This is a genomic window from Marivita geojedonensis, assembly GCF_002115805.1.
In the GTDB taxonomy this organism is placed as follows: domain Bacteria; phylum Pseudomonadota; class Alphaproteobacteria; order Rhodobacterales; family Rhodobacteraceae; genus Marivita; species Marivita geojedonensis.
The window spans coordinates 177,265-196,237 of record NZ_JFKC01000004.1 but is presented as its reverse complement, the minus strand read 5'-3'; the positions used below and the strand labels follow the sequence as shown (position 1 = coordinate 196,237).

At 63.2% G+C, this 18,973-nt stretch carries 18 protein-coding genes; 5 read left to right on the top strand and 13 right to left on the bottom strand.

Translation table 11 applies throughout. The annotated features are described in order from the left end of the window. Positions 1-23 precede the first annotated feature (23 nt). The 3 genes from MGEO_RS07550 to MGEO_RS07540 form a co-directional block, all read right to left on the bottom strand. Positions 24-2,270: a xanthine dehydrogenase family protein molybdopterin-binding subunit gene (locus MGEO_RS07550; RefSeq protein ID WP_085636110.1), complete on the bottom strand. Its 2,247-nt coding sequence runs from the start codon at positions 2,268-2,270 to the stop codon at positions 24-26. Between the two features lie 2 nt (positions 2,271-2,272). Beyond that, positions 2,273-2,734, bottom strand: a complete 462-nt coding sequence (locus MGEO_RS07545; protein ID WP_085636109.1) for a (2Fe-2S)-binding protein — start codon at positions 2,732-2,734, stop codon at positions 2,273-2,275. Between the two features lie 202 nt (positions 2,735-2,936). Further along, complete coding sequence (locus tag MGEO_RS07540; RefSeq protein ID WP_106299152.1) at positions 2,937-4,202, bottom strand: DEAD/DEAH box helicase; 1,266 nt, start codon at positions 4,200-4,202, stop codon at positions 2,937-2,939. Positions 4,203-4,258: 56 nt separating this feature from the next. Between MGEO_RS07540 and MGEO_RS07535 the strand changes: the two genes are divergently transcribed. Continuing rightward, positions 4,259-4,462: a hypothetical protein gene (locus MGEO_RS07535; RefSeq protein WP_143746242.1), complete on the top strand. Its 204-nt coding sequence runs from the start codon at positions 4,259-4,261 to the stop codon at positions 4,460-4,462. Positions 4,463-4,477: 15 nt separating this feature from the next. On the opposite strand, the gene ubiG is transcribed toward MGEO_RS07535, so the two are convergent. From ubiG to MGEO_RS07485, 10 genes are all read right to left on the bottom strand, one after another. After that, complete coding sequence (gene ubiG / locus MGEO_RS07530) at positions 4,478-5,185, bottom strand: bifunctional 2-polyprenyl-6-hydroxyphenol methylase/3-demethylubiquinol 3-O-methyltransferase UbiG (protein ID WP_085636107.1); 708 nt, start codon at positions 5,183-5,185, stop codon at positions 4,478-4,480. Next, positions 5,157-5,996 carry a hypothetical protein gene (locus MGEO_RS07525; protein ID WP_085636106.1) on the bottom strand — a complete coding sequence of 280 codons (840 nt, stop codon included), beginning with the start codon at positions 5,994-5,996 and terminating at the stop codon, positions 5,157-5,159. The genes ubiG and MGEO_RS07525 overlap by 29 nt, the downstream gene beginning before the upstream one ends. After that, on the bottom strand, positions 5,993-6,916 hold the full coding sequence (locus MGEO_RS07520) for an NAD(P)/FAD-dependent oxidoreductase (protein ID WP_085636105.1): 924 nt from the start codon (positions 6,914-6,916) through the stop codon (positions 5,993-5,995). Before MGEO_RS07520 ends, MGEO_RS07525 begins: the two co-directional genes overlap by 4 nt. A 96-nt stretch (positions 6,917-7,012) precedes the next feature. Next, the gene (locus MGEO_RS07515) at positions 7,013-8,245 is read right to left on the bottom strand and encodes a DUF4214 domain-containing protein (protein WP_158090982.1); all 1,233 of its coding nucleotides are present in this window, start codon (positions 8,243-8,245) and stop codon (positions 7,013-7,015) included. A 270-nt stretch (positions 8,246-8,515) separates the two neighbouring features. Next, a complete protein-coding gene (locus MGEO_RS07510) occupies positions 8,516-8,863 on the bottom strand; it encodes a hypothetical protein (protein WP_085636103.1) in 348 nt (115 codons plus the stop codon). Between the two features lie 190 nt (positions 8,864-9,053). Then, on the bottom strand, positions 9,054-10,661 hold the full coding sequence (locus MGEO_RS07505; protein ID WP_085636102.1) for a GMC family oxidoreductase: 1,608 nt from the start codon (positions 10,659-10,661) through the stop codon (positions 9,054-9,056). Between the two features lie 200 nt (positions 10,662-10,861). Then, positions 10,862-11,680 carry a substrate-binding domain-containing protein gene (locus MGEO_RS07500; protein ID WP_085636101.1) on the bottom strand — a complete coding sequence of 273 codons (819 nt, stop codon included), beginning with the start codon at positions 11,678-11,680 and terminating at the stop codon, positions 10,862-10,864. Positions 11,681-11,705: 25 nt separating this feature from the next. Next, a complete protein-coding gene (locus MGEO_RS07495; RefSeq protein WP_085636100.1) occupies positions 11,706-12,461 on the bottom strand; it encodes an ATP-binding cassette domain-containing protein in 756 nt (251 codons plus the stop codon). After that, on the bottom strand, positions 12,454-13,161 hold the full coding sequence (locus MGEO_RS07490) for an ABC transporter permease (RefSeq protein WP_085636099.1): 708 nt from the start codon (positions 13,159-13,161) through the stop codon (positions 12,454-12,456). The genes MGEO_RS07495 and MGEO_RS07490 overlap by 8 nt, the downstream gene beginning before the upstream one ends. Before the next feature lie 223 nt (positions 13,162-13,384). After that, on the bottom strand, positions 13,385-14,335 hold the full coding sequence (locus MGEO_RS07485) for a GlxA family transcriptional regulator (RefSeq protein ID WP_085636098.1): 951 nt from the start codon (positions 14,333-14,335) through the stop codon (positions 13,385-13,387). A gap of 181 nt (positions 14,336-14,516) precedes the next feature. Here MGEO_RS07485 and MGEO_RS07480 point away from each other — a divergent pair, with 181 nt between their 5' ends. The 4 genes from MGEO_RS07480 to MGEO_RS07465 are packed head-to-tail and all read left to right on the top strand — an operon-like array spanning position 14,517 to position 18,968. Further along, positions 14,517-15,227: a GntR family transcriptional regulator gene (locus MGEO_RS07480; RefSeq protein WP_085636097.1), complete on the top strand. Its 711-nt coding sequence runs from the start codon at positions 14,517-14,519 to the stop codon at positions 15,225-15,227. After that, positions 15,224-16,138 carry a dihydrodipicolinate synthase family protein gene (locus tag MGEO_RS07475; protein ID WP_085636096.1) on the top strand — a complete coding sequence of 305 codons (915 nt, stop codon included), beginning with the start codon at positions 15,224-15,226 and terminating at the stop codon, positions 16,136-16,138. Before MGEO_RS07480 ends, MGEO_RS07475 begins: the two co-directional genes overlap by 4 nt. Continuing rightward, positions 16,135-17,631 (top strand): aldehyde dehydrogenase, encoded by a 1,497-nt coding sequence (locus MGEO_RS07470; RefSeq protein ID WP_085636095.1) that lies wholly within the window; start codon positions 16,135-16,137, stop codon positions 17,629-17,631. Before MGEO_RS07475 ends, MGEO_RS07470 begins: the two co-directional genes overlap by 4 nt. Beyond that, positions 17,628-18,968 (top strand): NAD(P)/FAD-dependent oxidoreductase, encoded by a 1,341-nt coding sequence (locus MGEO_RS07465; RefSeq protein ID WP_211297940.1) that lies wholly within the window; start codon positions 17,628-17,630, stop codon positions 18,966-18,968. The genes MGEO_RS07470 and MGEO_RS07465 overlap by 4 nt, the downstream gene beginning before the upstream one ends. Positions 18,969-18,973: the final 5 nt, after the last annotated feature.

Sequence of the window (18,973 nt, the reverse complement as noted above, 5' to 3'; positions counted from 1 at the left end):
AACCGGTAAAATATCGCTCCCCCTCAAACGAAACGCACCGTCTTGTTGAACGGCATCTCACGCAGCCGCGTGCCCGTCACCGCCCAGATCGCCCCCGCCAAAGCAGGCGCGGCGGGCGGCACCGGCGGTTCCCCGATCCCAAGCACCCGGTCGCCGTTTTCCAGCCCACGCACAAAGATGTTGGGACACTGGTGCAACCGCATGCCGGGGTTCATGTCGAAATTCGACTGTTCGGCCACACCGCCCGCATAGGTGATCTCGGAATTCATTGCGTGACCAAGCCCGTAGATCACGCCACCCTGCACGAGGTTCTCGAAATTCACGGGATCGACCACGCGGCCCACCTCGGCGGCCACCCACACATTGTCGATGCGGAGGCCTGCGTCGGTGTCCGTAACCTCAATCACCTGCGCGCAGTGAACGCCGAAGGATTTGGTCAGGGCGACACCCCGCCCGGTCCTGGAGCCATTGGCCATGCCACCAATACCGGACCAGTCCGACATCTCGGCCACCGCCTCCAACGCCTGCCGCGCCAGCGGATCGCTGCACAGGCGCAAGCGTTCCTCCAGAGGATCGGACCCTGCCGCTTCGATCAACTCGTCCAATGCGGCGTTGAAGAAGAACCCGTTGGTGGACGCGCCGACCGAGCGCCATGAACTGATCGGCGCCAGCGGCTGCGCGCGGTAGCCCGTCACCCGTTGGTGCGGGATGGCAAAGGGCTGTTCCCACGCGCCCGCCACAATCTGGCTGTCCGGACCGGGCGCGGACTGGTTCTGGCGGCTGAGTTGCGAGGCGACAACCGAGGGCATGGCGATCCCGAGATCCAGCGCCTCGACCTGACCGTTGGCGACCTTGCCACGCATCCGCGCCATGGCGATCTGGCGGGGGAAGTCGTGGATCATGTCCTCTTCGCGCGAGAGCGTCAGCTTGACCGGCGTGCCCTTCATCTGCATCGCGATCTCGGTCGCCTGTTTGACCACCTCGTCTTCCAGACGGTGCCCGAAACTGCCCCCCATCATCAGAACATGCACGGTGACGTTGTCCGCCGGGATGCCGGTGATCCGGCTGACATTGGCCTGAATGAAGCGCGGGATCTGTGTGCCGGTCCAGACCTCGGCGCGGTCGTCGTCGACGCGGACAATGGCGTTGACCGGCTCCAATGGCGCATGGGCCAGATAGGGCGCGCGGTACTCGGCGGTAAGGACCTCGTCGTCGCTGAGTGCGGCGTCCACATCGCCATCATTGCGCTTCTGGCTGTCCTGCGCGTCAGGTGTGAAGGCGACTTCGAGCGCCGCCCAATGGTCGGCCTGTTCAAGCGGAAAGCTTGGGTCTTCCCACGTGACGTTGATTGCCTGCGCGGCGCGGAACGCGCGCCAGGTGTTGTCGGCGACAATCCCAAGGCCGCCGGTGATCGGCACCACGGCCTTGACGCCCCGCATGGCAAGCGCTTCGGAGGCGTCATAGTCCGCCATCCCACCGCCCTGCGCTGGGTTCATCAGCACTGTCGCGTGGACCATGCCGTCGACCGATGCATCGATACCGTACTCCTGTGTGCCCGTGCTTTTCGCCAGCATGTCGATCCGCTGCATCGGCTTGCCGAGATAGCGCCATTCCGACGGGTCACGGAGGGGGACGTCCTGCACCACTTCGGCATCCGCCAGATCGGCGGCGAGGCTGGTGTAGGGGATTTTTTGACCATCTGGTAAAATCACGTTGCCGGACGCGGTGGTGAGGTCCGTGACCGCGACACCTTCCCGCTCGGCCACCAGCGTCTTGATCGTCTCACGCGCCGACGCGCCCGCCAGACGCAGCTTTTCGAACTGGTCCGGCACGGTGGTGGAACCGCCCGTGATCTGGAGGCCCATCACCTTCATCACAGAGTTCACCGCGCCTTCGGCCATGTCCTGCATCATGCCAGCGGCAGGCACCATGAACTCGGCCGCTTCGGCCGCCAGAGCGGTGTTCCAATAGGCCGGGCTGGGTGGGCCGGGATCGGCCTTGATCTGGTCGAGATCTACATCCAGCTCCTCGGCGATCAGGGCGGCCTGCACGTGGTAGACCCCCTGCCCCGAATCCGCGCGGGGGGTGATCAGGGTGATGCCGTCAGCGGTGATCTTGACGTAAGGTGTCAGAACCGCCTCGCCCGCCCCGGCCGTCAGCGGGTTCTCATGCGGTTTGCGCACCGTGTAGACGCCAAAGGCGACACCGCCGACAACGGCAGCAGAGCCAATCAGGAAGGTGCGGCGGGCGATGGTTTTCAGACGTCCCATGATCAGCCCTCCTGCATCGCCGCGGCGGCGCGTTTCACGGCAGCCCGGATGCGGGGATAGGTTCCGCAGCGGCAGAGATTGCCGGACATGGCGTCGTCGATGTCTTGGTCGGTCGGTTGCGGGTTTTCCGAAAGCAGCGCGGCGGCCTGCATCATCTGGCCGGACTGGCAAAAACCGCATTGGGCCACCTGTTCGGTCAACCACGCTTCCTGCACGGCGTGAAGCAGGTCGGGTGTGCCCAATCCTTCGATGGTGATGATCTCGGCACCTTCGGCGTCACTGGCCCAGGTCTGGCAGGAACGGACAGCAACCCCGTCGAGATGAACGGTGCAGGCACCGCATTGGGCGATGCCACAACCGAACTTGGTGCCGGTCAGGCCCAGCTCATCGCGGAGCACCCAGAGAAGCGGCATGTCCTCTTCGACATCGACCTCATGCAGGGTTCCGTTGATCCTGAGTTGCATCGCGGCGCGCTCCGTCTGTCACTGGCTTTGGCCTTAACATAGGCGCGGCGCTGCCCTGTGGGAGGGGTGACCTTGGGGAATCCGGTAAGCTGCCATCGGTTGGGATCGGAGCGGCTGCGCCGCTCCGACAGGTGGGGGGACGCTGTCCCCCACACCCCCCTGAGGTATTTGAAGCCTAAAGAAACCTTAGGGCGCGAGGAGATCAGGCGGCCTTGCGCGACCGGTTGCGGCGGCGGCGGTTGCCGTTGGGTTTGGCGGCGGCATTGCCTGCCGGGCGCCCCTGCCCCTTGCCACGGCCCTGACCGCGCTGCTGCGGCTTGCGGGCGACCGGGTCTTTCGGTGCGGTGCCGCTGGCGACAGGGATCTCGATCTTCATCAACTTTTCGATCTGGCGCAGCAGGTCTGCTTCGTCCGGTGCGCAGAAGGCGATCGCCTCGCCTTCACGGCCTGCGCGGGCGGTGCGACCGATGCGGTGGACGTAGCTGTCCGGCACTTCGGGCAGGTCATGGTTGATGACATAGGCCACGCCCGGAATGTCGATGCCGCGCGCGGCAACGTCGGTTGCGACCAGCACCGTGATCTCACCGTCACGGAACGCCTTGATGGCGCGGTCACGCTGGCCCTGGCTCTTGTTGCCGTGGATCGAGGCGGCGTTGAACCCGTCGGCCACGAGACCCTTCATAAGCTTCTCCGCGCCGTGTTTGGTGCGCGCAAATACCAATGTCAGGGCGTCGGGATCGGCGCTCAGGATCTCGCGCAGCTTGGCGGCTTTCTCGGCCTTACCGGCAAGGTGATGCACCGACTGGGTGATCTTGTCGGCAGCTTTGCCCGGAGGCGAGACCTGCACCTTGGCCGGGTTGGTGAGATAGGCGCGGCTGAGCTCTTCCATCGGTTTCGGCATGGTGGCCGAGAAAAGCATGGTCTGGCGCGGCGTGCCGAGCTTGGGCGCGATGCGGCGCAGGGCGTGGATGAACCCCATGTCGAGCATCTGGTCGGCCTCGTCGAGGACAAGGTGTTTGACGGTGCGCAGATCGACCGCCTTGCGGTCCATCAGATCGATCAGCCGGCCCGGCGTGGCGACGAGGATGTCAGTGCCCTTGAGCAACTGGTGGATCTGCTTGTTGATCGACTGGCCGCCGACGACGGTGGTCACGCGCAGCTTGGTCTTGGACGTGAGCATGCGCAGGTTGTCGGCGATCTGGTTTACCAGTTCCCGCGTCGGCGCGAGGATCAGCGATTTTGCGGTGCGCGCGGCGGGGCGTTCGGGCGCGTCGAGCAGGTGGCTGACGAGCGGAAGGCCAAAGGCCAGCGTTTTGCCGGTGCCGGTCTGGGCAAGGCCCAGAACGTCCTGGCCTTGGAGCGCCAGAGGGATGGCTTTGGTCTGGATCGGGGTCGGTGTCTTGAGGCCCGCGTCTTTGAGGGCGGTCATGAGGTCGGGCTTGAGGCCCAGCGTGTCAAAAGTCGACAATGTGTATCCTTTACCTCCGCCTGCGGGGTCTCCGCAGACGGATGGGGTTGTGCCGCATGTCCGCGGCGAGCGAGGGCACGCAGACCCTTAAGACAGACCGGGCGCATCCCGTGCTGTCTGGACCTGCGTCAGGAACCCTGCGTGATGGGGAACTGAAATCTGTATCGCCGATGCGCCAGTTGGTTGGGCGCGGCAAGCTCACGCGGCTGCGCGGCGATGGCGTGCACATGGGGCCTGCGGCCGCACAAGTCAACCGTTAAAGCGGTGGCGCGGCCTTATGATTTTCGCGCTGTGCCCATGTAGATGATCATCGTGCCGGGTACGCGGCCGAATGTGAAATCGCCTTTGCCGTTGATCCCGCGCGGGCCGAGGCCGACCATCTTGCCGGTGGTGAACCCGGCCTTGTCGAGTTCGGTGCGCAGTTCTGCGGGTTTGATAAACATCTCGGGATCATGCGTGCCCTTGGGGAGCAGTTTCAGCACGTCCTCAGCCATGGTGATGGTGGCCAGTCGGGCGATGGGGTTGCGGTTGATCGTGTCGAAGAGGAAAAGCCCACCGGGGCGCAGCACGCGGGCGGTTTCGGAGATCACCTTGGGCAGGCTCTGGACGTGTTCCAGCACGTCGACACAGACCACTGCATCAAAGCTCGCATCGGCATAGGGCAGCGCCTCGCCCACGCCGACATCATAGCGGATCGCGCGCCCCCCGGCCTCGGCATGGGCGCGGGCGGCGGCTATGGCCTCGGACGCGGGGTCGATGCCGGTGACGCGCGCGCCCCGGTCGTCGAGCGCCTCGGCCATGAAGCCCCCCGCGCAACCGAGGTCGAGCACGTCTTTGCCCTGCCAGTCGAACTGTTTATCGAACCAGCTCAACCGCCCCGGAACCATGTTCTTGAGCGTGCGGACCCAGCGGATGTCGTCAGACCACCATTGCGCGGCGACATCATCGTAGATCTCAAGGTTGTTGCGCGCGGTTGGCGGCATCTTTCGGCTCCGTAGAGGTGAGTTTGGGCAGGACATAGGGCACATCTGCGCGATAGCGATCAAATGCGGCGCCGTAGCGCTGTTCGAAGCGTTTTTCCTTCAGACGCGGAGCGAGCAGGCAATAGGGGGTGTAGCTGATCGCAAGCGCCAGTTGATCGGGCGTCCAGACCGGAACAGCCCAGAGGGTGAGAGCGAAGGCCACGTAGATCGGCTGCCGGATATGCCGGAAGAGGCCCTGCGTCGGCATGTCCGGAAAGACCGGTTTGATCTTGCCCAAGAGCGACATCCAGCCCAGCGCGCCGGATTGCACCTCGGCGCCAGCGTCGAAGCTGGCTTTGAGCAGCAGCAGCCATGTGGCGGCGTAGGCGGTGCAGATCAGGATGAACGCCGTTCCGTCTGCGCGGTACCAGATGATGCCGCTGGGAGTCCAAAGCAGGAAAAGCGCGCTGAGCTGCAGAGAGGCGATGATGGCGTAGGTGGTGGTGGAAAGTGTGCCGCCATGGGGTCCGGGGATCAGCTGCGCAACGATCTTTGTTCCGCGTTTGGAGAGCAGGAACGAATGCACCAGCGGAAATTGCAGAATCAGCAGCGTATTGACGGGGATCGCCCATGGCCATGGGACGGTGCCGAAGCTTTCGCTCATGCCGAAGAACATGGCAGCCATCATCGACAGAACGGCGATGGCAAAGATCAGGTGGCAGAGCGCGCCCATGCTCAGCGCAAGCGCAATGCGCCCCTTGCCCGGCGGTGGGGTAAGTGCGGCTCGGATCAGGGTGATCAGCCGTTGGATGCGGGGATCGCTGAGGGTCATGCGGCGCGCAGAATGTCCTGTGCGATGGCGGTTCCGCTGCGCCAGGCGTGTTCGATGTGGGGGCCGAGGCACCAGTCGCCACCGGCGTAGAGGGTTCCATCGGGCGACGTAACGAAGGATTGGCCCAGTGGGTGTGTGATCAGCGCATAGCGCCAGCGATGGGCAGTAGCGTAGGCCACGTCGGTCGCCTCAAGCCCGTGATGGGTGAGAAAGAGGTCGAGCATCCGCGCGGCGATCTCGTCCTTGCTCAGTTCCAGATGTGTGACGCTCCACTCAGCGCTGGCCTGCGTAACCCAGCAATATTGCGACGGACGCCCCGGTTTCGCGCTGTCATGGGCAATCCATGCCAAGGCATCGGTCGGGTTGGCCTGTGTGTCGGGCGCATCGAGCGGGCGATTGAGCGCCACCATCAGTGTCAGGCTGGGCGCATAGGCAACGTGATCGAGCGTGTCTGTCAGGGCGTGACCGACAAGCTTGCCAGTCTGCGGCGCAGGTGCGGTGCAGATCACGCGATCATAGGTTCCAACTGCGTGATCTGCGGTCAGGTCCCACCCCGCGCCCGTCTGGGTCACTGATGTGATTTCGGTTTGCTGATACAGGTCGAGACCTTGGGCCAGATATTTTGCAAGGGCCGTCATGCCCGGTGTGCCAACAGCTTTGGGGGTGCCGTCGCCCATATCCCAGTCAGCTACGTGGCCGCTTGCCCTCGCATCCTCAAGAAGAGTGCAGAATGCGGAATCCTCGCAGGGGATCGTCTGTGCGCCGTGGTCGAATTGGAGCCCGCCCTCGACACGGCGGGTGGCCATGCGACCGCCCAATCCTCTGCCCTTGTCATAGACGGTCGGGGGCAATCCCGCCTTGGACAGGCGCGCCGCACAGGCCAGCCCGGCCATGCCTGACCCGATGATGGCGATTTTCATAATGCTCTGCCTCGTCAGCGTTTCCCTGTGAGGCGTTAGCTAAAACGAACAGCGCGCCCGTCGAGGGGCGCGCTGTCACAGGGCGGAACCGGTCGCTTAGATGGCGAAAGGATCGTCCACCACGCCAACCAGCTGGATCAGCATATCCCCGCTGTCGGCTGCAACCGCTTCGTTGTAGGCTTGGTTCGTCGCGTTGAAGGCCGCGTCGATGCTGCTTTGGTCTCCGCGCACGAAGAGGGTCATCACCGCATCCGCTTCGCTGACGTCGGACAAGCCGCGGATGACCGCGAAATAGGTCCCGATATCGGTCTTGTCGCTCAGATATGCGCGGTCGCCCAGCTGCAGATCAATGAAGTCCTGCGTTGCGCCAGCAGGCGGCTCTGCCTTGGCCCCGCGCAGCACCTCGAGGATGAACTGGTCACGGGTCACGCCACCGCCGTCAAGCGCCCCCGCCCAGAAGTCGAGACCGTCCTGATCCGGCGTCCGACCCAGCACGATGTTGTAGACCTGCGTCGCAAATTCCAGATTGGTCAGCGTGTCAGGATAGGTGGCCCGTGTTTCCGGCTGATCGAGGAACAGCGTGGCAATCGCCTCGAGCGAGAAGCCGTTGGCAAAGGCCGATCCCCAGAAATTGAGACCTTCGGCATCCGGCGCGCGGTTGAAATAGGCGATGTAAAGCTCAACGAAGGTTGCGATATCCTCCGGGCTGAGCGACGCGATACCCACCTGATTTGCAAGATTGAATTCTGCATTGTCAGAGAAAGACAGCAGTTCGATCTCGTTCAGTTTGTCAGTGCCGTCGGTCCCTGCCCGGTCAATCACCGACACGCCATCAGCCGAGATCTGCAGAGTGTAGCGCCCCTGCGGCCCGGAATAGACCGCAGTGTCACCATTGCCTTCGCCCCCGAAGAGGGTGTCGTCATCCGCACCGCCGGTCAGACGGTCATTGCCGCCAAAGGCAAAGACCACGTCCTGACCGATGCCGCCGTCAAAGGTGTTGTCCTCGTCATTGAGATAGAACCAGTCACCCTCGTCCGATCCGTTCACGTCGCCTTCGAGATTGACCACGAAGGTCGGGTCGGAGTTGCGCGAGCCGATGACCAGCTGGCTGAGCGCCGCTTCCAGATCGGGCAGAGCCGCCGCCACCGCGCTGATCACGGACTGATACTGCGCAAGCGCCAGGGCCTCGAAAGACGACAGATCGACGTCCTGGCTTGTGGTAAGGGTCTGGCCGAACCCCTGCAGCGCCTCGATCGCAGAAGCGGACGCGGATTCAACCGCAGCTTCGGCCTGAGCAAAGGCGGCAGGACTTGTTCCCTGGTCGATCAACTGGTTGATCAGGGTGGTCTGGGATTCGAAATAGGCAATGATCGCATTGCCTGCAGCTTCGCCGACGATGGCCCACAGTTCGGCAAGTGTCGATCCGCTCAGATCGGTTCCGGAAATGAACCAGCTTCCGGTGTCGGGATCGACAGTGAACGTGCTGGAGGTGAACAGACCGTTGTTTTCGCTCCAGAGCAGCTCTGCCAGCCGCGCATCGGCATCGGCGAAGGCCTGTTCGATGTCGTCGCGCAGTGTGCCGCCATTGCCGTCGAGGCCCTACACATCGACCAGCAGTGTGCTGCGCGGCACACCGCTGAGCGCCGCACGTGCCTGATCGAAGGCATCCGTGATCAGAGTAAAGTCCCCATCGGCCCAGTCCTGCAGAAACGCCAGTGCTTCACCATCGAGATCGGCGGTGAACTGCGGATTGGACATGAGCGCCTGAATCTGCGGGCGTTGCGCCTGCAGCGCCTGTTCCGCTGCATCCAGCAGATCAAGATATTCACCGACGGTCAGTTGAAGAAGGTCGGCTTCCGTGGCCGGGGCCGTCAGCCCCCCGAAACCCGCAATCGGAGCCAGCGACGACAGCGAGGCGGCAAGCGTCTGTTCAAATTCGTTTTCCATAAAATCCGAAAAATCCCGTTAGAGTTGCGATGCGCCAACTGAGGGTGGATTCGCCCGGCAAGTCAATTGTCTCATGAAGCGAGACAATCAAAAAACAGTGCAACGCCGGGGAGTTGACCGGTTTGAGGCATCCACTTTGGATACGGCCCAATGTGGGCCGACCGAACCTGAACAGCCTGGATTGCCGCGCCTAGGCCATCGCTTTGGCGCGGATCAGATCGGCTGCCTTTTCCGCGATCATGATTGTCGGGGAATTGGTATTGCCGGACGTGATGCGCGGCATGACCGACGCATCGACGACCCGCAGCCCGTCCACTCCGTTCACCCGCAGGTCGGCATCGACAACGGCCTCGGCATCGGTGCCCATGCGCGCGGTGCCGACCGGGTGAAAGATCGTCGATGCGATCTGGCCCGCACCTTCGGCAAGCTCGGCATCCGTCTGGTAGGTGGGCCCCGGTTTGAACTCTTCGGGCGTGAAGGGAGCCAGCGCCGGTTGCTCCATGATCCGGCGCGTCAGCCGGATCGCGCGCGCAGCCACGAGGCGATCACCTTCGGTGGACAGGTATTTCGGTTGGATCTCGGGATGCGCCGTCGGATCCGGTGAACTGATGCGCACATGGCCCCGGCTTTCGGGGCGCAGGTGACAGACGCTTGCGGTGATGGCGGGAAAGTCATGCGGCGGCTGGCCGAATGCCTCGAGCGTGACCGGCTGAACGTGATACTCAAGATCCGGCGTCGCAACATCCGCAGAGGAATGGGCGAACGCACCCAGCTGGCTTGGTGCCATTGACATCGGGCCGGACCGCGTCAGCAGGTACTCAAGCCCGATCCTGGCTTTTCCGATCAGAGAATTGGCCATCGTATTCAACGTCTTGGCGTTCCGGACCCGGTAGGCGCAACGGATCTGCAGATGGTCCTGAAGGTTGGAACCGACGCCGGGCTGGTCGTGCAGGACGTCGATACCCAGGCTGTGGAGATGATCCGCCGGACCGATGCCCGACAGCTGCAGGATCTGTGGAGACCCGATGGCGCCAGAGGACAGGATGACCTCGCGCCGTGCGCTGACCCGCGAGGCCGACCCGTTGTGCCGGAACTGAACGCCTGACGCACGGCGACCATCGAACAGAACCCGGTCGGCCTGCGCATGGGTGAGAACCGTCAGGTTAGGCCGGTTCCGCGCGGGACGCAGAAACCCTTTTGCCGTGCTCCAACGCCAGCCTGCGCGCTGGTTGACCTTGAAATACCCCACACCAAAGTTGTCGCCACGGTTGAAATCCGGCGTCTCGGGGATGCCCGCCTGCACCGCGGCGTCTTTCCACGCATCGAGAATGTCCCAGCGCAGGCGCTGTTCCTCGACGCGCCATTCACCGCCCGCTCCGTGCAGGTCATCCTCTCCTCCGTAGTAATCCTCGGATTTCCGGAAATAGGGCAGAACGTCGTCCCAGCCCCAGCCTGCAAGGCCCAGCTGACGCCATCCGTCGTAGTCGGCGGCCTGACCGCGCAGGTAGAGCATACCGTTGATTGACGAACAGCCCCCCAGCAACCGGCCACGCGGATAAAGGAGAGACCGCCCTCCCAAACCGTCGCAGGGCTGGGTTTTGAACCCCCAGTCCGTGCGCGGGTTGCCGATGCAATAGAGGTATCCGACCGGGATATGCACCCAGTGATAATTGTCCGAGCCGCCCGCTTCGAGCAGCAGCACCCGCGTGTCCCGGTCCTCGCTCAGCCGGTTCGCCAGAACACATCCGGCGCTGCCTGCACCGACGATGACATAGTCATAGGTTCCATGGTCCTGCATCTCGCCCCTCCCCGTTTTGCTCTGCGATCAGAGTGTCGCCCGATGCAGGCTGTGCCCGCCTGATGCGCCCCTGTGCGTTGCGCCACGCTAATCCGGAACGGGGTGGTTGGCGAGGTCTGACGCGCAGCGATCGACAGCAGCGATCATGTCTGTGCGCGTCTGTGGTCCGGGGCGACCCTTGAGCCGCCCCGACCTTTGGATCAATTGCCCGGAGCGTTCGGGAAGAACAGCTGCTGATCGGCCACCTTGAAGCCTGCAATGGCCTCCTGACCCTCGTCGGAGACCAGCCAATCGGCAAATGTCCGGGCAGCGTCCACATTCACGGACGGGCATTTCTCGGAGTTGACCGGGATCACGCCATACTGGTTGAACATGTCCTCGTCGCCCTGCACCGCGATCTGGTAGTCCTGCTTGTTGGCAAAGCTGATCCACGTGGCGCGGTCGGTCATGACATATGCGCCCATGCCAATACCCGCGTTGAGCGTTGCCCCCATGCCAGAGCCGGTTTCGCGGTACCAGCCGCCGGATGCGGACGTCGGATCGACACTGCTGTCGGCCCAGAGCGCCATTTCCTTTTTGTGGGTTCCGCTGTCATCAGCGCGCGAGGCGAACATCGCGCCTTTTTCAGCGATCTGCGACAGCGCGCCCTGCACATCGGACATGCCGCCGACACCCGCTGGATCGGCCGCCGGGCCGACAATGACAAAGTCATTATACATCAGGTCGGTGCGTTCGGTCCCGAAACCCGCCGCAACGAATTTTTCCTCGGATGGCTTCGCATGGACCAGCAGCACGTCGCCATCGCAGTTCTCGGCGTTCTTGATCGCCTGACCGGTGCCTACGGCGACCACGTTCACCTGAACACCTGTCTTGTCCTGAAAGATCGGCAGCAGGTAGTCGTAAAGACCCGAATTGGCCGTTGACGTGGTCGACTGGACGAGGATCGACTGTTCCTGCGCCGACGCCGCGCCCGCGAGCGTCAGGGCCAAAGCCGTCGCGCCAAGTGTTCTTGCAAACATGAAAGCCCTCCCGTTGTGTTGGTTGTCAGACGACAATTCTTCCGTTCAGGAAATCCCGCGCCGCGCTGCTTTGCGGATCGGGGAAAAAGTCATCGGCCCGGCTGTGCTCGGCCGCCTTGCCCCGGTGCATGAACACGACATCATCCGCCATGCGCCGTGCCTGCCCGACGTCATGTGTCACGAAGATGATGCGCACACCGCGGTTGCGCGCGTCACTGACGATGCGCTCGATGGCCAGAACGGATGCGGGATCGAGGCTGGCCGTGGGCTCGTCGAGAAACAGAACTTCGGGATCGGTCGCCAGCGCACGGGCCAGCGAAAGACGCTGCGCCTCGCCGCCCGACAACAGGCGTGCCGGCTGGTCGGCCTTGTGGCTCAGGCCCACATGTTCCAGAAACTCGGCGCTTTCGCCAGGTCTCTTGCAGCGCGCTTTGAGAACGAATTCGATATTGGCCCGAACCGAGCGCCGCAGCAGAACCGGTTTCTGAAATACAAGCGCCTGACGTGCGGTGACGTCCGTTGGCCCCTGCCCACCCCAGTCGATCTGTCCCGCCGTGGGCTGCATCAGGCCGTGCAGCAGTTTGAGCAGCAGGCTCTTGCCTGCGCCGTTCGGCCCCATAATCATCGTGCATCCGCGCGGACCGAGGTCCAGCGAAAGGTGATCGAGAACCGTGATCTCTCCGAAACGCAGAACAAGGTCGCGCACCCGAAGCGGCATCAATACCGATGGCACGGCAGAGCGGACGGATTGCGCAAAGGGCATCGCGGCGGCGTCAGACATAGGCCTGCCGGGCCGCCGTCATGCGCACCGATTGCACGGCGGCATTTACGCCAAGCGCGATGATCAGAAGGATCATGCCCAGCGCAAGCGCCAGCGCGAGTTCCCCCTTCGAGGTTTCAAGCGCAATGGCCGTGGTCATGACGCGGGTCAGGTGATCGATATTGCCACCAACGATGATCACTGCCCCGACCTCGGCCACCGCGCGCCCGAACCCGGCCAGACCTACAGTCAGCAGAGAATAGCGCGCGTCCCACAGAAGCGCCTGCACCGTCTGCACCCGCGAGAGGCACAGCGATCGGAACTGATCGGCATATTCGGTGTGCAGGTCTTCCAGCACCTGCCGCGACAGCGCTGCAATGATCGGCGCGATCAGAATCACCTGCGCAATGATCATCGCCGTCGGCGTGTAGAGCAGACCAAGAAATCCCAGTGGACCCGAGCGCGACAGATGCAGATAGACCAGAAGCCCCACCACAACAGGCGGCAGGCCCATCAACGCGTTCATGAAAACAAGCAGCGCATTGCGGCCCCGGAACCGCCCAATCGCCACAAGCGCCCCAACGGGCAGTCCGATCAGACAGGCGATGACAGTCGCGGACAGGCTGACGCGCAGGGACAGCAGGACGATCTCAAGCAGATCCGGATCGCCGGACAGAACCAGCGCCACAGCAAGACCCAGAGCATCTCCAATGCTTTGCAAATTTTCCCTCAAACTGCATTATTTACGGACATCGCAAGCTATGCAGTTAACAAAGAGAAGTTCAAGGCACATATTTTGCTGATTGCAAGGGAGGTTGTCCGGCAACATGAGCCCGATCCATCGCGCGATCTCCGGAAGATATGCAACGCAATCCAGGGGCGAACATCGTACAGCGCCAAGGAATTTTACCAAGCGGTAAAAATAATTGCTCCGCCCTGCTCCGTTACGTCAGTTTGCCCCGCTGCAACATCGGGGTCACGCCATATGCGGCACGGTAGACGCGGCTGAAATGGCCGGAACTTTCGAACCCGCAGGCCAGCGCGACATCCATCACCGACATCTCGGTTTGCAGCAACAGGTGGCGCGCGCGTTCGAGGCGCAGTTCCATGTAGAACTTCTTGGGCGAGGTGTTGAGATACTTGCCGAACATGCGCTCCAACTGCCGGACCGAGACGCCTGTTGCCTCGGCCAGCGCCGTGTGTGTCACCCGATCGTCAAGGTGATCGCGCATCATCTGGATCGCTCGGGCCAGATGCGGGTTGCGCATCCCCTGCCGCGACTGAAGCGACACTTTCTGCTCTGCGGTCGCCGCGCGGGCGGCGCTGTAGACCATCTGGTCTGCCACTGCCTGAGACAGGTCCGACCCGTGATCCTGTTCGATCAGGTGCAGCATCAGATCCGCCGTGGCTGTGCCTCCGGACGCTGTCACATATTTCTCATCCGACACGAACACGTTGCGGACCAGCGCAACCTCGGGGAATTCCTCCATGAAACTGTCGTGGTATTCCCAGTGGATCGCCGCCTGCCGACCATCGAGAAACCCGGCCTTTGCCAGCACCCAGGCGCCGGAACACAGAGCGCCGATCCCGGTCCGGCGCGTCCGGTCGACCCGGCGCAGCGCGGCAATCAGGCGCGAGGTGTCCTTCTTCTGCATGTGAATACCGGACAGCAGGAACAACCGGTCACAGTCCGGAAGCTCGGAGAAGCCATACTGCACCTCAAGCCGCGAGCCGTCAGAGGCCTGCGCGATGCGACCGTCCTCGGACGCGTAGGACCAGCGATACAACTCCTCGCCGCTGATCAGATTGGCGATGCGCAGAGGATCAACCGCGCAGGCAAAGGCCATGTGCGTGTAATCCTCGACCAGCGCAAAGACAAAGTGCTGCGGTGGCATTCAGCGCCCCTTCCTTTCTCTCGTTGGCAGCACCCCGGATCGAATTACGGGACCATTCATGCCCGAATGCGGGGGCGTGACGATCACATGAAGCCATAAAGAATCTCAGTAGACAATAATAATTATTTAGATATACATCCCAGCACACTGACCACCAGCCCGGCGCGCGAGGAAGGGACAGATGAGCGAAACCCGAGCCCGAAAAACCGCCTGCCTCGACGACCTGCGTCGGCGCATTCTGACACAGACACTGGAACCGGGGGCCTATCTGGACGAAACGCAGCTCGCCGAGGAATACGGCATGTCCCGCCCCCCCTTGCGCGAAGTCCTGCGGCAACTGGGCGGTGAGGGATATGTCGAACTGCACGAAGGCCGCGGTGCGCAGGTTGCGCCCATGACGCACAAGACACTGCGCAATTTCTTTACAGCCGCCCCGATGATCTATGCCGCCACCGCGCGGCTTGCTGCACAGTTTGCCACTCCGGCACAGATCATGCGTCTGAAGGACGCACAAACCCTGTTCCGCAGGGCGATCCGCGAAGGTGGCACGGCAGAGCGGGCGCTCGCCAATGAGAGGTTCCACGCGATCATCGGCGAGATGGCCGACAATGAATACCTGACGCCGAGCCTGCGCCGACTACTGATCGACCATACCCGGATCGGCATGACCTTCTACAATCCGCGCACGCCTGCTCTTGCCGATCAACGTGCGGTCGCCGCCGATCAGCATGATCAACTGATCGACCTGATCGAGGCGGGCGATGCCGACGGCGCCGCCGACCTTGCCATCGCGCATTGGGATCTGAGCCGGGCTGAAATCGAACGGTTCGTTACGCCCGAGGGCCTTCGGGAACCGCTGGGGAGCGGCCTTGCCGCGAAAGGAGCATCATGAATTTCGAAGGGATCTGGACCCCGGTCATCACCCCGCACCGCGAGGACGGGACGATCGACCGCGACAGCTTTGTCGCGATGATCGACTATCTCGTGGCACAAGGCGTACACGGGATCATCAACGGCGGGTCGACCGGCGAGTATTACGCCCAGTCGATGGAAGAACGCATGGAGCTTGCCGCGCTAGCGCGTGACGCGACCAAAGGGCGTGTTCCGCTGATGGTGGGGACAGTGGCCATCCGCCTGCCCGATTCCATTGCGATGGCGGAACATGCCGCGAAGATCGGCGCAGACGCGATCCTTGTGGGAACCCCGCCCTACGCGGTTCCGACAGAGCGCGAAAATGCGCTCAACACGCTTGCCATCGACCGCGCCGCCGATCTGCCGATCATGCTTTACAACTACCCCGGTCGCATGGGCGTCGGCATGGACGAAGAGTTTCTTGACCGGGTCGGGCGGTCGCGCAATGTGCAGGCGATCAAGGAAAGTTCCGGCGACATCAATCGCGTACACCTGCTGGCGCGGGACTACCCGCACATCCAGATGTGCTGCGGCATGGACGATCAGGCGCTCGAATTCTTTGCCTGGGGCGCGCCCGGATGGGTGTGCGGCGGGTCGAACTTCCTGCCTGCCGAGCACATCGCGCTGTGGCGCGCCTGCGCGGTCGATGGCGACTTCGCACGCGGTCGGCGCATCATGTCAGCAATGATGCCGCTTATGCGGGTGCTCGAACAGGGCGGTAAGTTCACCCAGTGCATCAAGCACGGGGTCGAAATGAACGGGTTGCATGCCGGACCGCCCCGCCCACCGCTGCGCCCGTTGGGCAAAGACGACAAACGGCAGCTTGAACAGGTGGTGCGCGTTCTTCAGCGCACCGTGGCACAGATCAACTCTGCGGAGGCAGCGGCATGAGCACTCTTCTCACCACCGAAGAATACAAGGCCATAGCCGCCGGTCTGACCCTGCCCACCGGTGCCTTCATCAACGGGGGGTTCCGCTCGGCTGCTTCGGGTTCGACGTTCGACACGATCAACCCGGCAACCGGCGAGGTGCTGGCAAAGATTGCGGCTTGCGGAGCCGCAGACGTGGATTTCGCCGTTCAGAAGGCCCGCGACGCCTTTGAGGACGGGCGGTGGTCCGCGCTGCCCCCGGCAGAGCGAAAGGACGTATTGATCCGGTTGTGCAAGCTGATGTCCCGCAACGCGCGGGAACTTGCGGTGATGGAAAGCCTCGACAGCGGTAAGACCATCTTTGACTGCGAGACCGTCGATGTGCCGGAAACCATCCATTGTCTGAAATGGCATGCCGAGGCCATCGACAAGATCTACGATCAGGTCTCGCCCGCGTCCGACGATCACATCGCGATGATCGTGCGCGAACCCGTAGGTGTCGTGGGTCTGGTGCTGCCGTGGAACTTCCCTCTGCTCATGCTGGCGTGGAAGATCGGTCCGGCGCTGGCGGCTGGATGCTCGGTCGTGGTCAAACCGGCCGAAGAAACATCGCTGACCGCGCTGCGCGTCGCGGAACTGGCAATGGAGGCCGGGGTGCCGCCGGGTGTTCTGAACGTGGTGACGGGCAATGGCCCAGAGGTGGGCGAACCTTTGGGTCGCCACATGGACGTGGACATGATCTCGTTCACAGGCTCGACGGAAACGGGACGGCGATTCCTGACCTATGCCGGGGAAAGCAACCTCAAGGAAGTGACGCTTGAAATGGGGGGCAAGAACCCCGCCATTGTCCTCGACGACGCAGAAAACCTCGACCGGGTGGCGGCGCATGTGGTCAACGGCGCATTCTGGAACATGGGCGAGAACTGTTCCGCCTCTTCGCGGCTCATCGTGCAGGCCGGGGTCAAGGACGCGCTTCTTGAGCGGATTGCGGCGCATCTTCGGGAATGGCCGATGGGAGATCCGCTCGACCCGGAAATGAGGGTCGGTGCTCTGGTCAGCGCCGCGCATTTCGACAAGGTGTGCGGCTACCTCAAGGGGCAGACGGTGCTTGTCGGTGGGGCCACACAAAAAGGCTTCGTGGAACCGACGGTGCTCGACATCACCGACCGCAACGCGCCGCAGGTGCGGGAAGAGATCTTCGGTCCGGTTCTGTCGGTGCTGACGGTCCACAGCTTCGATGAGGCCATCGCTCTGGCCAATGACACCCATTACGGGCTGGCCGCGTCGATCTTCACCGCGAATGTGAAACGGGCGATCCGGGGCGCGCGGGCGCTGCGGGCCGGGACCGTCACGGTAAACGCGTTTGGCGAGGGGGACATCTCGACCCCCTTCGGCGGATACCGGCAGTCGGGGTTCGGCGGACGTGACAACGGAGTACATGCCCACGATCAATACACCCAGCTCAAGACAATCTGGATCGACCTCTCCGACGATGCAGAGGAGTGCGTCGCCTGATGCGTTACAGCGCGCTGCGGCTTCCGCGGCAGTTGGGACCGGCGGCGTGGAACTCCATTCTGCCCGAAGCCCCTGTCTTCGACCCGCTCGATCAGGACACGACCGCCGATGCCGTGGTGATCGGTGCAGGGTTCGCCGGGCTGTCAGCCGCCCGGCGCCTGCGGCAACTCGAGCCCGACGCGCGCATCTGCCTTCTGGATGCCGGCGGGATTGCCGAAGGGGCGGCGGGGCGGAATTCGGGGTTCATGATCGATCTGCCGCACGATCTGGCGTCAGAGGATTATGCCGGTGCAGGGGACGACAGAGCGATGATCGCTCTCAACCGTCATGCCATTGGCTTTGCCCGGCAGGCCGTCGAGGAGTACGGGATCGACCCGGATTATTTCGACCCGGCAGGCAAAGTAAACGGAGCGGCCTCTGCTGCCGCTGAGGCGCATAACCAGAGTTATGCCCGGCATCTCGCGGGGTTGAATGAGCACAGCGAAATGCTCGACCCGCAGCAGATGGCAGAGCTGACGGGTTCACATCACTACCGCTCGGGGCTCTATACGCCCGGTACAGTCATGCTGCAGCCTGCGGGCTACGTCCGGGGATTGGCAAAAGGGCTGGCTGCCGCAGGTGTGGCCATTCACACCGGCACTCCGGTTCACGGGTTTGTCCGCGAGGGGCAGACATGGCGGGTTCAGACCGCAAAGGCGGTGATCACCACGCCGCGTGTCATTCTGACGGTGAACGGCCACCTCGAAAGCTTTGGCATCGCGCCGGGCCGCCTGATGCAGCTGTTTCTGTTCGCTGTCATGACACCCGAGTTGGACGACGACACGCTGCGCAGGCTCGGTGGGGCGCCGCGCTGGGGCGTGACGCCCTCCGATCCGATGGGCACCACAGTCCGCCGGATCGACAGCGGCCAGGGGGGCAACCGGATCATCACCCGCACCTGTGCGGTGTTGCGATCTGGCATGGCGGCACGGGCGGGCGACATAGCCCGCGCGGCGCGCGTCATGCAGCGCAAGTTCGACACCCGGTTTCCCCAGCTTGCAGGGATGAAGATGGAACATGCCTGGGCTGGTCATCTGTGCCTGTCGCGCAATGGCGTGGCCGTCATGCGGGAGATCGAGGACGGGCTTTTTGCCGGCTGCGTTCAGAACGGGCTTGGCACGGCACGCGGCACACTGACCGGGATCGGCGCGGCCGAACTGGCGGGGGGCATCAAAACCCAGGTGACCCGCCATTTCGGCGCCGAGGCCGATCCAACCCGCCTGCCGCCGATCCCGATCCGGGATATCGGCGCGAATGTCATCCTTCGCTGGAAAGAATGGCAGGCCGCTGCAGAATGACCGTT

Coding starts and splice junctions, on each gene's coding strand:
- MGEO_RS07550 (WP_085636110.1), bottom strand. CDS start 2,270: ATGGGACGTCTGAAAACCATCGCCCGCCGCACCTTCCTGATTGGCTCT.
- MGEO_RS07545 (WP_085636109.1), bottom strand. CDS start 2,734: ATGCAACTCAGGATCAACGGAACCCTGCATGAGGTCGATGTCGAAGAG.
- MGEO_RS07535 (WP_143746242.1), top strand. CDS start 4,259: ATGTCCGCGGCGAGCGAGGGCACGCAGACCCTTAAGACAGACCGGGCG.
- ubiG (WP_085636107.1), bottom strand. CDS start 5,185: ATGCCGCCAACCGCGCGCAACAACCTTGAGATCTACGATGATGTCGCC.
- MGEO_RS07525 (WP_085636106.1), bottom strand. CDS start 5,996: ATGACCCTCAGCGATCCCCGCATCCAACGGCTGATCACCCTGATCCGA.
- MGEO_RS07520 (WP_085636105.1), bottom strand. CDS start 6,916: ATGAAAATCGCCATCATCGGGTCAGGCATGGCCGGGCTGGCCTGTGCG.
- MGEO_RS07510 (WP_085636103.1), bottom strand. CDS start 8,863: ATGGAAAACGAATTTGAACAGACGCTTGCCGCCTCGCTGTCGTCGCTG.
- MGEO_RS07505 (WP_085636102.1), bottom strand. CDS start 10,661: ATGCAGGACCATGGAACCTATGACTATGTCATCGTCGGTGCAGGCAGC.
- MGEO_RS07500 (WP_085636101.1), bottom strand. CDS start 11,680: ATGTTTGCAAGAACACTTGGCGCGACGGCTTTGGCCCTGACGCTCGCG.
- MGEO_RS07495 (WP_085636100.1), bottom strand. CDS start 12,461: ATGTCTGACGCCGCCGCGATGCCCTTTGCGCAATCCGTCCGCTCTGCC.
- MGEO_RS07485 (WP_085636098.1), bottom strand. CDS start 14,335: ATGCCACCGCAGCACTTTGTCTTTGCGCTGGTCGAGGATTACACGCAC.
- MGEO_RS07480 (WP_085636097.1), top strand. CDS start 14,517: ATGAGCGAAACCCGAGCCCGAAAAACCGCCTGCCTCGACGACCTGCGT.
- MGEO_RS07475 (WP_085636096.1), top strand. CDS start 15,224: ATGAATTTCGAAGGGATCTGGACCCCGGTCATCACCCCGCACCGCGAG.
- MGEO_RS07470 (WP_085636095.1), top strand. CDS start 16,135: ATGAGCACTCTTCTCACCACCGAAGAATACAAGGCCATAGCCGCCGGT.